Here is a 13,070-nt window from a genome sequence, read left to right on the forward strand (position 1 = left end):
GTGCTTTAATCAGAAAATTTATTATATATATTATTGATTTCATCTGAGTATTGTTTAAATATCTCAAGGATTTTTGGATTAAAATCTTTTGGCGAAGTTCTATTATCACCCTCAATGATTATTTTCATCACTTTTTCGTGTGGAATAGCCGGTTTATATGGACGTTTAGAACGTAAAGCATCGTATACATCTACAATAGATACAATCTGAGCTTCAATAGGTATTTCATCGCCTTTTAAATTATATGGATATCCTCCACCATTATATTTTTCATGGTGATATAATGCAATTTTTAATGCAGTTTCAAAGTATGGGTCATCACCCAATAACCGTTCTGCATAAATGGTATGTTTTTTCATAATTTCATATTCTTCATCTGTTAATTTACCGGGTTTATTTAAAATTTCAAGTGGAATAAAGATTTTTCCAATATCATGTAATGTCGAAAATTCCTTTATTTCAATTATTTTGTCTTCTGGAAGATTTAATTTTTGAGCTATAAAATACGAAAGCTCTCCAACTCTATATATATGTTGTCCTGTAATATCATCATGTGCTTCTGCAATTAAAGCGAGTTTATTGGCAAAATTAAGATAGGCACTTTTAACTCTATCTATGGTATATTTTGAATTAATTACGGTTTTAGCAATATTCATTAAAGCCTGTATAATTGTTTTATCGTATTCAGTAAATGATTTAGGATTACTGGCGTCTATATCCAGTGCAAGATTAAGTATTTTTCCTTTTTCTAATTCTGAGGTTATAATCATTATTTCCTTTATATTTTTTACAGCATTTATAAATTTATTAAATGTTTTTTCATCCATTCCTTTTTTGTCAATTTTAATTAATTCATCTGATTTAAATATTTTTATTTCATCATTTGTTTGAACCATCCAATCTTTTTTAAGATTAAGTTGTTTTAATTTTTCTATATCATGACCTATTGCTGCAATGAAATTCCATTTATCATTTTCAGCAAGTGAAATACTTCCGTAATCACATGCATCAACAAGTTCATTGGCAAATTTTAAAAGATTTGTATAATAATTTTCAATATCCTGTGTTTCAAAATTGGAAATCAGTTCAATCATCTTAAATAATTTTTTGTTTGTGGAATCAAGTATTTTATTTTTTTTCTCAAGTTCAAGTTTTTGCTCTACTTTATCTGTAACATCTATATATAAAACAAGAATTTTATCTTCACCATTTTGTTGCCTTATAGGTGTTTTGAAAACTCTGAAATAACGTATTTTTCCGTCTTTTTTCATTTTAACTTCTAAAACAGTTTTTTCAATATGATTTAATATAATCTGTATATCTTTTATAACAGCATTTTCTTTGGTTTTTTCATCAATAGTATTGCCGATAATATCGTTTAAATTTTTTCCAATAATTTCATCTTTTTCCATATTAAAAAATTCAGCAAAAGCTTTATTAGAAAAAATAATAGTTTGATCTACAGTTTTTATATAAATAGGATTTGGTGAAAGATTAACAATTTTTTCAATTAAATCTGTAGAATTTTTTAATTCTGAAAGTGTTTTTTCGAGATCATTTAAAGCATCTGTTAATTCTGAATTTTTTTTCTGTAATTTTCTTTTAAGTTGATTGGAATTTATATATAGCACAATAATTATAAAAATAAGTATAGTTTCTAAAATAGCAATTGCAGGAACAAGCCAGTCAGGTATTTTTTCAAGAGTTTTTGTATTAAAATATTTATCAAAAATACTATAATAGTATGAATCGGGATCTGATTTTAATTTTTTTAATAATTGATCAAACCTCTGAAAAAATTCATCCAGACTTTTATCTTTTTTATACATCATATAAATACTTATAGGCGTAAAAATAATGGAAGTTTTTTTAATGTTATGCTTGTTCTCAAGATATAAACCAAGAAATTTTGGCATTACACCAGCATCTATTTCATGTTTTTCGAGGGCATCAAGTATTTCCATATAATCATTCATTTCAACAAAATCTACTTTTATATTAAAAGATTTAAGAATTTCTTTTATGCCTCCAGGTCCATCGTAAAATATATCTGTTTTCATTACGCCAATTTTTTTATTTTTTAAATCAACTATATTATCGACATTTTCTTTTCCTGAAACATATATTACTCCCCAGTCGAAAAATAAAGCTTCGCTGTTAAAATTAAAGAATTTTTTTCTTTCAGGGGTTATTGCCAGGTCAGCAACAATATCAATTTCATTATTTTTAAGTTTTTCAATAAGGTTTGCCTGTGTATCAAAAACAAATTTATAGTCAACATTTAAATCTTCAAACATATTCCGTGCTAATTCAACAAAAAAGCCTCTTTTTTCATCAAATACAATAGGTATATCTTTGTATATACCTATTTTAAGTGTTTTTGAAAAAGAAAGGGATATAGAAACGATTATAAGTACAAAAATCAAGAGCCTTTTCATATTTTCGCCCCGCTATAATATAATTTTATTTTTTCCGCTGTTCTTAGCTTCATAAGCTTTTTTGTCTGCTATTTTTATTAAATTTGAGATATCAGTTTCATATGTATCTTCAATACCAACGCTGAAACTTAAACCAGTTTCAATTAATTTTCTTTTTATTCTTTCCAGAATCTTTTTAGCCTGTTTTTTATTTAAATTTTCAAAAATTATTACAAATTCATCTCCACCATATCTATAAACTTTGTCAATATCTCTAACGGAGCTTTTTAAGGTAAATGCAAACTCTTTTAATTTTTCATCTCCAATTACATGGCCGTATGTATCATTTATTTTCTTAAAATCATCAAGGTCAATAAAAGCCAGAGAAATAGGAATATTAGAAATATTATAGAATTTAATATCTTTATTTAACTTTGAAGAATTATATAAAGATGTCAGGTAATCTGTTTCACTTAATTTTTTAATATATTTAAATTGTTTACTGTGTATCAATATTATAGAAACTATTTTTGAAAGAACAGATAGTATTTTCATATCTTCTTCAGTAGGTCTTAAACCATTTTTAGGCTGGTCACATGAGATATATCCAATGATTTCATTTTCTTTATCTCTTATTGTTATAAGCAATAAATCATTTGGATGCCATTGGTTTTTCTTTTGTGTATATGTATTTAAAGTTATATTTGATTCAAACTGAAAATAATAATTCTGTTCGTCAAAATCCCCTTTTTCTGCAGGGATAAAATATACTTCTCCATATCTATATTCATTAGCAAAAAGTTTTAAAATATCTGAAGCCTTAACTTTTGTTTCCTTTAATTTATTGAATTCAATTTCTGATAATCCAGCATATGTAATTCTATTAATCTTATCGTTTTCATAGTCTATTTCTGAGATTAAGACATATTTATATCCAAACTGTTTATTTAAAATGTTGGCAACATCTTTTGAAATCTTTTCTTTTGAAACATTCATAGAATATGAATATAAAATGTTTGAAAATTGAAGCATTATATCATTGAAACGTTTAAGCCTTTCATTTTTGATTTTTTCTTCTTCTCTTTCAGTTAGATGTTTCATTATAAAATAATATAAAATAATAAAAATCAAATTTTGAAAGATAAAATAAATTTTTAAGACATGGTTCTGGCATAAAAGGTAGAAATACATACTTGGCAACAAAGTTAAGAAAAATACATATTCTGTAAGCAGCATATTGAAATCAAAACGATCTAAATCTGTATGTAATGTGTTAATTAGCTTTGAAAAGGTTACAAACAAAAATAGTTTTAAATAAATATTGTCAGTAATTAAATCGGCAAGTACATATCCTCCATAATTCATGAAAAAATAGCCCAGAAATTTACTAACTCTTTTATTTAATCCAAGTCTTTCAAGCCTGAATAAAGTGGTTATTGCAGCAACTAAAATATATTGTCTTCCATAAAGAGAAGCAACTAAAAATCCTGTCATATTTGTAACAAGTCTAATATTGTTTTTCCATTTTACATCAATATTATCGGATATAAATGTAATCAACAATACAGCCAATAATTTTTTTATTTCAAATGAAAAATTAATAGGAAAAAAATAGATTAATACAATTGAAAAGAACAAAGAAATGAAATTCTGTTTATTGAAAAACTTTCCGTTAAATAAGAAATTTTCCATAAAATCACCCCTAAAAATTTTCATCTAAAACTTCATCTATTTCATCAAAACCATATAATCTTGCTCTGATCTTTAGATCTTCTATATCCATTAATTTAATAACATAATTAGCTAACATAAATTCAAATGGTAGCCATATTACATGTCCTGTAAGAGCGTGAATATGTTTTGCACCTTTCTTAAATTCTTTCCATAAAATCTTTCTGCTTCTTACAGAAAGTGTTTTATCAAATATTGCCTCAATAAAAGTAACCTTTTTTGGATTAATTAAATGAGCATAAGAAAGAGGATCTATTCTAAATAATGGATGTATTTTTTTGCTATTTAATATTTCTTCAAGTTTCATATTTTTTACTATCTGGAATTGATCCTCGTATATGTTATAAATCTTTTCTATATTATGCATATCAAAATCTGTTTTAAAACCTTTATCTATCATTCTTCGAACAAATTTTGTTGCAGGAGAATTATATAAAATTTCCGGTAAGTATCCTCCTGTTGTCATTAACAATAATTTATCTAATTGTGGGTTTAAAGCTTCTACAATAGTTCCTATCATTCCTCCTAAACAATATCCAATCAGGATATTGTGTTTTTTCCACAATTTTTTTTGTTTTAAAAAATCAATTGTACTTAATGTATCAACAACCCCATGTTCCCAAAATCTATACATTACACTTATTTCAGGCCAGAGATAATTTCTTCCACTAACAGATTTTTCATCAACACGGGTATAATTACCGGGTAAGATTAAAATAGAGGTATTTATTCCAACAGATGCAAGACGTTTTGCAAGCCATATCATATACTTTACATTTGCACTACCAAGACCGTGTAAAATTAATGCAGAAGCAAGAGTTTCTTCTTTGGGTTCAAAATTATATAATTCTACAGTTTCAGTACCTCTGGCAGGATTCCTGTATAATGTTTTAAATCGAATATAATTACATCTATAATGTTTTCCTTTAAAAATATATCCAGAAATATAATCAAAATCTTTCTTTTCATATGTAAAATCAACCTTCATTTTTAATCAAACCCCTCATGAATTTTATTGTTTCATTTAGAATTTTAATTGTTTGTATATCATTATTTTCAAATTCAAATCCATGATCACCATATTTGTGGACAAAAAACTTAACCTTTACACCTTTTTCTTTTAATTTTTTATACAATTTTACAGAAGACGAAAAAGGAACAACTTTATCTTCTTTTCCGTGAACCAATAATACAGGATTCATATTTTCATTTATCCAGAATATAGGAGAATAATATAAATATTTTCCTGTTTTTTCTTTTACCGGTAATCCTTTTAAAGTTGCAGTAACTGCAACCTTTGCAAAAACCGATTTTACATTTTTATCAAAAAGATCCATTAAATCGGACGGTGCATAGTATGCAATCACGCCTTTAATACCAGAAATTTTATCTTTCTTTTTTAAAAATGTGTTATAAGAATAGTATAATAACGAAAGATGGCCTCCGGCGGATAGTCCCATTAAAATAATATTATTTTTATCAAAATACAGTTTTTGGGCGTTTTTTTTGATAAAATTTAAAGCGTCTGTATAATCTGATAATATTTCATCCATTGTATGTGAAATTCCAAATCTATAGTCAATAGATACTACAGCAAAACCTTTTGAAGCAATAAATTTACACCATGAAACATTATTGGGTTGATTTCTGAACCCGGAAACCCATCCACCACCATGCGCAAAAAATATAACAGGTAATTTTTCCTTATTGTGATTTTTGGGATAATAAATATCCATCTTTAATTGTAATTTTCCTTCAGTTTTATATGTATATGTATAAGGACCTCTAAAATCATAAGCGTCAATGGGCAATTTTTTTCTTAGAAGGTTTATAATATATAATGATGCCCATAAAAAGAATGTAAATACAATTACAATTCCACCCCAGGTTAACGTTCCAATAATTACAAAAAAAGCCAGAATTTTTTTTAAAATATTTTTATTTATAGTACCACCTCGCAACCTCTTTATAATATTATACACCAAATTTTAAAAAAGGAGAAATATTAAATGGGTTTTGGAGAAATAAAGCATATTATAGAAGAAAAAGACTACAAAGAACATAGCGATAGAATTAGAAAAGACGTATTGAAAATGAGAAAATATCTATTGTCTCCAAGAACATTAAATCAGAGAAAATTAATATCTCTATTTAGATTTTTAAGTAAAAATGCAGAAAGAAAAATACTGACAAAACACATTAATGATTTGCAATTTTTATTAATTCATATTGTAGAAAAACCAAAAGAAAATAGATTTAACGATTTGAAAAAATATTATGGATTAAAAGATGAAGATATAGAAATGATAAAATTTATAATGTTTCCCGATAAATTTCCTCCAGGTGGTTATGAAGAAAAATTGAAAAAATATGGTATAGAATTATACACACCAAAAGTTATTTTTAAAAAACTTCCATTTAAGGATTATATAGATCTTTACGCGTTAATGACTTATATTCCTCTTGACGAAAAAAATATTTTTATTCAGAATTTGTTAGATGAAATATTAAAATTAAATCCACTTGAAGATAAAAATGCAACCTTAAAAAGATTTTTGGAAATTTATAAAAGTCTTAGTGATTTTGAACAACATTTACTTAATCTACAGTTAAGGAGTTTTTCATATTATCATTATAGACTATTCAATGTTTCGGGAATAAAAGGGATGGTTATTGATGGAAGCAATGTTGTAAGATATGAAAATAAAAATTCCTTACAGTTTTTGCTGGGAATAATAGAAAATCTGTATACAGAAAAATATGTATTTTATCCTGTTCATATTGTTTTTGATAAAAATATCGAATACATTTTAGAAGAAGAAGAAAGGAAAATATTAAAAAATTTTCTGTTGAAAAAAAGAGTATATTTATATTCTCCGGCAGATGAAAAAATAATAGAAATAGCAAAAAAATATGGATATTTTGTATTATCAAATGATAAATTTAAAGAATATGATTTTGATAAAGAAAAGATATTGGAAATCAAAAGGTTTATATAAATATAGAATACCAAAGAAAGGGGCATTACTATGAAAAAAGTACAGGAAAGATTTTTGGAATATGTAAAATTTTATACCACGTCTGATGAAAATTCTGAAACATGTCCTTCAACACCAGAACAGCTTGTTTTTGCAAATTATTTAAAAAAAGAATTAGAAGAAATAGGGTTGAGTGAAGTTGAAGTAGATGAAAATGGATATGTATATGCAACTTTACCGGCAAATTCAGAAGAAGATATTCCTGTAATAGGTTTTATTGCTCATATGGATACAGCACCTGCATTAACAGGCAAAGGTGTAAAACCAAAGATTATAAAATATGAGGGCGGAGATATTGTATTAAATGAAGAAAAGAATATTGTATTAAGTCCTGAGGAATTTCCAAAATTAAATAATTATATTGGACAGGAAATAATAGTTACAGATGGAAATACATTGTTGGGTGCAGACGACAAAGCCGGTATTGCTGAAATTATCACAGCTATGGAATACTTAATTCAGCATCCAGAAATAAAACATGGAAAGATAAGAATAGGATTTACTCCTGATGAAGAAATAGGTAGAGGAGCCGATAGATTTAATGTGGAAAAATTTGGCGCAAAATTTGCATATACAATAGATGGGGGAGAAATTGGAGAGCTTGAAGCAGAAAATTTTAATGCTGCCACAGCACATTTTAAAATAAATGGAAAAAGTATACATCCAGGAACAGCTAAAAATAAAATGATAAATGCAGCTGAAATAGCAGCAGAATTAATAATGATGTTTCCTCAGGCACAAACTCCACAGAATACAGAAAAATACGAAGGATTTTTTCATGTAGTAGGCATTAAAGGTGATTGTGATTCAGCAGAAGTTGTAATGATAGTTAGAGATCATGATAAAAAATTATTTGAAAATAAAAAATGGTTATGTGAAAAAAATGCGGAGCTTTTAAACAAAAAGTATGGTGGAAATACAGTTGAATTAAACCTAAAAGATTCTTATTACAACATGAAAGAAATAATAGATAAAAATCCAGAAATAATTGAAATAGCTAAAAAAGCCATGGAAAATGTAGGTGTAACACCAATTATAAAAGCTATAAGAGGCGGAACAGATGGTGCAAGACTATCTTATATGGGATTGCCATGTCCAAATATCTTTACAGGTGGTCACAATTTCCATGGCAGATACGAATACATTCCAATTCCTTCAATGGAAAAGGCTGTGGAAGTTATTATAGAAATTTCTAAATTGGTTGCAAGAAACTAAAAGATAAAATCTTCCTGTTAAATCTAATCAGTTAGGATTAGCAGTAAAGTAATCCAAAATCCTGTGCTTTTTAAACTTTAAGTTGTTAATCTTATAAAAAATGATGGTTGAATTAATTAACATAAAGGGTTATAATTAAATTTGAAAATATTTACAAGGAGGATTTGAAATGGATTTGTCTAATTTTGTCGCATTCTTTGCAAACAGTGGTTTTGCCTATTTTACCTGGCAGCATCTATTGATGATTGCTATTGGATCCGTGTTAATTTACATTGCTATTGTTAAACATGCCGAACCGTTATTATTAATACCTATTGGATTTGGAATTATTCTTGCGAATATTCCACCGGAAGTTACCGGTATTTTAAATCCACCTATGGATGGCCAGGTTGGAGGATTATTATGGTATATACAAAGGGGAATGTTTTTAGGAATATATCCACCATTGATATTTTTAGGAATAGGTGCATTAACAGATTTCTCATACCTTATTGCAGATCCGAGATTAATCTTTTTAGGTGCTGCAGCTCAGGTTGGAATATTTGGAACATTTATAGTTGCAAATATGATGGGATTCGATATTCATAGCGCTGCATCTATAGCTATAATTGGTGGTGCAGATGGACCTACTTCAATCTATCTTGCTTCAAGATTTTCACCTGATTTATTGGCAATAATCGCAATTGCTGCATATTCGTATATAGCTTTAATACCGATATTGCAGCCACCTGTCTCGAAATTATTGACAACCAAAGAAGAAAGATTAATAAGAATGAAAAAAATGAGACATGTTACACAAAAAGAAAAGATTATATTCCCAATTGCTACAACAATAGTTGTTGCGTTACTTGTACCTAAGGCTATATCACTTGTGGGAATGTTAATGCTTGGTAATTTGTTAAAAGAATCTGGAGTTACAAAAAGGCTTGCTGAAGCTGCTTCAAGATATATACTCGATTCAGTTACCATATTATTAATGCTTTCTGTTGGAAGTACAGCAAGGGCAGATGTATTTTTAAAGCCAACAAGTTTAAAAATATTCTTACTTGGTGCTGTTGCATTTATTATTGCAATGATGTCAGGGATATTCTTTGCAAAACTCATGAATTTATTTACAAAAGATAAAATAAATCCTTTAATAGGTGCTGCTGGAGTTTCAGCTGTTCCTGATTCAGCAAGGGTTGCACAAACTGTTGCTCAGTCAGAAGATCCAGGAAACTTTATTCTTATGCATGCAATGGGTCCAAATGTTGCAGGTGTAATTGGTTCAGCTGTAGCAGCAGGTGTATTTTTATCAATACTCTAATCCTTTTATAAAGAGGTGAAAATCCTAAATGGCAAAAAAAAGCTATGAGATTACCATTAACTATTCTTACTGTAAAAACTGTGGTATATGTTATCATGTTTGTCCAACAAAAGCCCTTGGCTCAGCAGAAATGGGAAAACCTATAATAGTTGATGAAAGCAAATGTATAGGTTGTTTAATGTGTGAAAGATTATGTCCTGATATTGCTATTGATATATCAGAGAAAAAGGTGGTTGAGGCCAATGGGTAAAATAGTATTCATGCAGGGAAATGAAGCATGTGCATTAGCAGCAGTAAAAGCAGGTTGTAGATTTTTTGCAGGATATCCTATTACACCTTCTTCAGAAGTAGCAGAGGTTATGGCAAGAGAATTACCAAAAGTTGGAGGAAAATTCATACAAATGGAAGATGAAATTGCCAGTGCTGCAGCCATTATTGGTGCATCATTAGCAGGCGTAAAGTCAATGACAGCTACAAGTGGTCCAGGCTTTAGTTTAATGCAGGAAGCTCTTGGATACGCAACGATGACTGAAACGCCATGTGTAATAGTGGATGTTATGAGGGGAGGACCAAGTACAGGTTTGCCAACAAAGCCATCACAGGGAGATATAATGCAGATAAGATGGGGAAGGCATGGCGATCAGCAGATAATAGCTCTTTATCCTTCAACAGTAGAAGAGGTTTATAAATATACAATTACGGCATTTAATTATGCTGAAAAATATAGAACACCAGTTGTGCTTGTAATGGATGAAACATTAGGACATATGAGAGAGAGTTTTTACTTAAGTGATGAATACGAAAATCCTGAAATAGTGGCAAGAATGAGTGAAGAAGAAATAGAAGAAGAAGATTTATTCCATCCTTTTGGATTCCAGGAAGAAAATTATCCTGTAAATCCTTTAATAGAAATGGGAAAGGCAAGATTTCATGTTTCAGGTTTAGTTCATGATGAAACAGGGTTCCCTGTGGGATCTTCTTCAGTTGCAGATAAAGTAATTAAACATCTTGATTCCAAAATCAGATTATATACAGAAGAAATTGCTATTTATGATGAATATATGACAGAAGACGCTGAAATTATAGTTGTAGCTTATGGTTCAGTTGCTAGAAGTGCAATGAAGGCTGTAAAAATGGCACGTGAAGATAGAATACCTGTAGGGTTATTTAAACCCATTACAATCTGGCCATTCTCTGTATCAAAAATGAAAAATCTTTTGAAGAAATCACAGGCTATAATTGTGGCTGAAATGAATTTAGGGCAACTTGCACTTGAAATATCAAGGGTAAATAAATTTGGAAAACATATAGCACTTGTAAATAGAGTAGATGGTGATTTAATTTCACCAAAAGAAATATTGGATTCAATAACACAGGTATGGAGACATATAATAGAATTTTAATAAATCCCCCTTTTCAAAAGGGGGATTTGTTTTTTGGTATATGTATATTAACAATTAAAAATTGTATTTGAAAAAAAAGAAATTTTATGGTAAAATAAAATGTGATAATGATAATAAAGGGGGCTGAGCTATTCATGGAAGTTTTAAAAGTTGGTCATAATTCATCTCCAAACAAAGTTGCTGGAGCTATCGCAGGAGTTCTCAGCAAAACAGACGAAGTTGAAATCCAGGCTATAGGAGCGGGGGCTGTTAATCAGGCAGTAAAAGCTATTGCTATTGCCAGAAGATTCGTTGAAACAAGAGGAAAAAAGATTTTTGTAGTACCAGGATTTGTTGAAGTTACTGTTGGTGACGAAAAGAGAACAGGTATAAAATTCAGAGTTTTTGCAGAAATAACAGAAGAAGAAACAGACGAAGCTACAGAAGAATAATACGAGGAGAATTGTAAGTGATAGATGATAAAATCATCAATGAAATAGTGACCGCGTGTATAAATGACGCGCGGCTTTTTTCTATAGTTGAAGAAATTTCTAAATTAAATATAAATGAAAGATTAAAAATACGAAGAAAGGCTTCCATGGTATTGAAAAAAGAAAAAACTGTTGATAAGGAAGCTCTAACCTTTTATTTTGTAATTACAGAAAATGGTGTAGCAGAGGAAATATTGAGGAGGATAAATAATGAACGAAAAGAAAATGCCTAAATATGTTGGAGGTCAGGCAGTTATTGAAGGCGTAATGATGAAGGGAATACATACTGTAGTTGCTGTAAAAAGGCCAGATGGAAAGGTTCAGATAAAAAAATTAAATGAATTTTCTTTCGGTTTTCTTGAAAAGATACCCTTTATACGGGGTTTTTTTGTATTATTAAAAGCGATGATAATAGGAATGGGAGCTTTAACTTATTCGGCTAATGTATCAGATGAAGAGGAAATAACAAAAAAAGATATGATTATATCAATATTATTAGCTATACTTTTTTCTGTTGGGGGATTTGGATTGGCACCGATGTATTTGACAAAATTATTCAATATAAACAATGAATTCTGGTTTTCATTTGCTGAAGGTGTAATAAGGGCAATATTTGTTATACTTTATATATGGGTAATTTCATTATTTAAGGATGTTAAAAGAGTTTTTGAATATCATGGTGCAGAACATAAAGCAGTTTATACTTACGAAAACAAAGAACAATTAATTGTTGAGAACGCAAAAAAATATACAACATTACATCCCAGATGTGGAACGAGTTTTCTTATAATAACTGTTTTTGCCTCGATAATAGTTTTTTCCATTACAGGAGCTATGGGTTATACAACATTGTTAGAAAAAACAATAACAAGAATAGTTTTATTGCCGTTGGTAGCTGGAGTTGCATATGAATTTCAAAGATTTACAGCAAAAATAATAGATACATCTCTTGGTAAGATTTTAGCTTCTCCAGGATTAATGCTTCAAAAAATAACCACATCAGAACCTGATGAAGAACAATTAAAGGTAGCATTAATATCCCTTGAATATGCTTTAAAGGAAGACTTTGATGGAGAAGAAGTTGTTGAAATTTAAATAAAATATCAATTGACATTTAACATAACTTATAATATAATATAAATACCCTGACTCAGATAATGGCATAGACCTTATCTTGGTCAGAGGAATATATAAACGGAGGGAAAGAAGATGTCAAGAGGATTAGATCCAGAAGTAAAAAAGAACGTTATTGAAGAATTCAAAATTAACGACAAAGACACAGGTTCAGTAGAAGTTCAGGTTGCTTTATTAACAGCAAGAATCAGACACTTAACAGAACACTTAAAAACACATCCAAAGGATTTCCACTCAAGAAGAGGTCTTATGAAAATGGTTGGTAAAAGAAGAAAAATGTTAAAATACCTCAAGAAAGAAAGACCAGAAGTTTATAAAGAATTAATTTCAAAATTAGGAATCAGAGGATAATATCA

Annotated in this window: 13 protein-coding genes; 9 read left to right on the top strand and 4 right to left on the bottom strand. The window is 28.9% G+C overall.

The features are described from left to right. Nucleotides 1-5 precede the first annotated feature (5 nt). The 4 genes from LN42_RS10875 to LN42_RS08730 are packed head-to-tail and all read right to left on the bottom strand — an operon-like array spanning nucleotide 6 to nucleotide 6,109. Complete coding sequence (locus tag LN42_RS10875) at nucleotides 6-2,438, bottom strand: HD domain-containing phosphohydrolase (protein ID WP_014297149.1); 2,433 nt, start codon at nucleotides 2,436-2,438, stop codon at nucleotides 6-8. A gap of 12 nt (nucleotides 2,439-2,450) precedes the next feature. Next, entirely contained in the window at nucleotides 2,451-4,109 is a 1,659-nt protein-coding gene (locus tag LN42_RS08720) for a GGDEF domain-containing protein (protein WP_014297150.1), read from the bottom strand. A 10-nt stretch (nucleotides 4,110-4,119) separates the two neighbouring features. Continuing rightward, the gene (locus LN42_RS08725) at nucleotides 4,120-5,136 is read right to left on the bottom strand and encodes an alpha/beta hydrolase (RefSeq protein WP_014297151.1); all 1,017 of its coding nucleotides are present in this window, start codon (nucleotides 5,134-5,136) and stop codon (nucleotides 4,120-4,122) included. Then, entirely contained in the window at nucleotides 5,126-6,109 is a 984-nt protein-coding gene (locus LN42_RS08730) for an alpha/beta hydrolase (protein WP_198029610.1), read from the bottom strand. The genes LN42_RS08725 and LN42_RS08730 overlap by 11 nt, the downstream gene beginning before the upstream one ends. A gap of 48 nt (nucleotides 6,110-6,157) precedes the next feature. Here LN42_RS08730 and LN42_RS08735 point away from each other — a divergent pair, with 48 nt between their 5' ends. From LN42_RS08735 to rpsO, 9 genes are all read left to right on the top strand, one after another. Continuing rightward, nucleotides 6,158-7,147, top strand: coding sequence for a hypothetical protein (locus tag LN42_RS08735; protein ID WP_075780701.1), 990 nt, complete (start codon nucleotides 6,158-6,160; stop codon nucleotides 7,145-7,147). A 30-nt stretch (nucleotides 7,148-7,177) separates the two neighbouring features. Continuing rightward, complete coding sequence (gene pepT / locus LN42_RS08740; RefSeq protein ID WP_014297154.1) at nucleotides 7,178-8,401, top strand: peptidase T; 1,224 nt, start codon at nucleotides 7,178-7,180, stop codon at nucleotides 8,399-8,401. 169 nt (nucleotides 8,402-8,570) lie between these two features. Beyond that, nucleotides 8,571-9,707 carry a sodium ion-translocating decarboxylase subunit beta gene (locus LN42_RS08745; RefSeq protein ID WP_014297155.1) on the top strand — a complete coding sequence of 379 codons (1,137 nt, stop codon included), beginning with the start codon at nucleotides 8,571-8,573 and terminating at the stop codon, nucleotides 9,705-9,707. Between the two features lie 28 nt (nucleotides 9,708-9,735). Then, the gene (locus tag LN42_RS08750) at nucleotides 9,736-9,957 is read left to right on the top strand and encodes a ferredoxin family protein (protein ID WP_014297156.1); all 222 of its coding nucleotides are present in this window, start codon (nucleotides 9,736-9,738) and stop codon (nucleotides 9,955-9,957) included. Beyond that, nucleotides 9,950-11,110 carry a 2-oxoacid:acceptor oxidoreductase subunit alpha gene (locus tag LN42_RS08755; RefSeq protein WP_014297157.1) on the top strand — a complete coding sequence of 387 codons (1,161 nt, stop codon included), beginning with the start codon at nucleotides 9,950-9,952 and terminating at the stop codon, nucleotides 11,108-11,110. Before LN42_RS08750 ends, LN42_RS08755 begins: the two co-directional genes overlap by 8 nt. Nucleotides 11,111-11,244: 134 nt before the next feature. After that, a complete protein-coding gene (locus LN42_RS08760; protein WP_014297158.1) occupies nucleotides 11,245-11,541 on the top strand; it encodes a stage V sporulation protein S in 297 nt (98 codons plus the stop codon). Nucleotides 11,542-11,558: 17 nt separating this feature from the next. Beyond that, nucleotides 11,559-11,813 (top strand): hypothetical protein, encoded by a 255-nt coding sequence (locus LN42_RS08765; RefSeq protein WP_014297159.1) that lies wholly within the window; start codon nucleotides 11,559-11,561, stop codon nucleotides 11,811-11,813. Further along, the gene (locus tag LN42_RS08770; RefSeq protein WP_014297160.1) at nucleotides 11,791-12,675 is read left to right on the top strand and encodes a DUF1385 domain-containing protein; all 885 of its coding nucleotides are present in this window, start codon (nucleotides 11,791-11,793) and stop codon (nucleotides 12,673-12,675) included. The genes LN42_RS08765 and LN42_RS08770 overlap by 23 nt, the downstream gene beginning before the upstream one ends. Nucleotides 12,676-12,789: 114 nt before the next feature. After that, nucleotides 12,790-13,065: a 30S ribosomal protein S15 gene (rpsO, locus tag LN42_RS08775; RefSeq protein WP_014297161.1), complete on the top strand. Its 276-nt coding sequence runs from the start codon at nucleotides 12,790-12,792 to the stop codon at nucleotides 13,063-13,065. The last annotated feature ends 5 nt before the right edge of the window (nucleotides 13,066-13,070 follow it).

The organism is Marinitoga sp. 1137 (assembly GCF_001941525.1).
GTDB lineage: Bacteria > Thermotogota > Thermotogae > Petrotogales > Petrotogaceae > Marinitoga > Marinitoga piezophila.

Bases quoted from the DNA above. Each gene is read 5' to 3' on its own strand.
- LN42_RS10875 (WP_014297149.1), bottom strand. From the start codon at position 2,438: ATGAAAAGGCTCTTGATTTTTGTACTTATAATCGTTTCTATATCCCTT.
- LN42_RS08720 (WP_014297150.1), bottom strand. From the start codon at position 4,109: ATGGAAAATTTCTTATTTAACGGAAAGTTTTTCAATAAACAGAATTTC.
- LN42_RS08725 (WP_014297151.1), bottom strand. From the start codon at position 5,136: ATGAAGGTTGATTTTACATATGAAAAGAAAGATTTTGATTATATTTCT.
- LN42_RS08735 (WP_075780701.1), top strand. From the start codon at position 6,158: ATGGGTTTTGGAGAAATAAAGCATATTATAGAAGAAAAAGACTACAAA.
- pepT (WP_014297154.1), top strand. From the start codon at position 7,178: ATGAAAAAAGTACAGGAAAGATTTTTGGAATATGTAAAATTTTATACC.
- LN42_RS08745 (WP_014297155.1), top strand. From the start codon at position 8,571: ATGGATTTGTCTAATTTTGTCGCATTCTTTGCAAACAGTGGTTTTGCC.
- LN42_RS08750 (WP_014297156.1), top strand. From the start codon at position 9,736: ATGGCAAAAAAAAGCTATGAGATTACCATTAACTATTCTTACTGTAAA.
- LN42_RS08755 (WP_014297157.1), top strand. From the start codon at position 9,950: ATGGGTAAAATAGTATTCATGCAGGGAAATGAAGCATGTGCATTAGCA.
- LN42_RS08760 (WP_014297158.1), top strand. From the start codon at position 11,245: ATGGAAGTTTTAAAAGTTGGTCATAATTCATCTCCAAACAAAGTTGCT.
- LN42_RS08770 (WP_014297160.1), top strand. From the start codon at position 11,791: ATGAACGAAAAGAAAATGCCTAAATATGTTGGAGGTCAGGCAGTTATT.
- rpsO (WP_014297161.1), top strand. From the start codon at position 12,790: ATGTCAAGAGGATTAGATCCAGAAGTAAAAAAGAACGTTATTGAAGAA.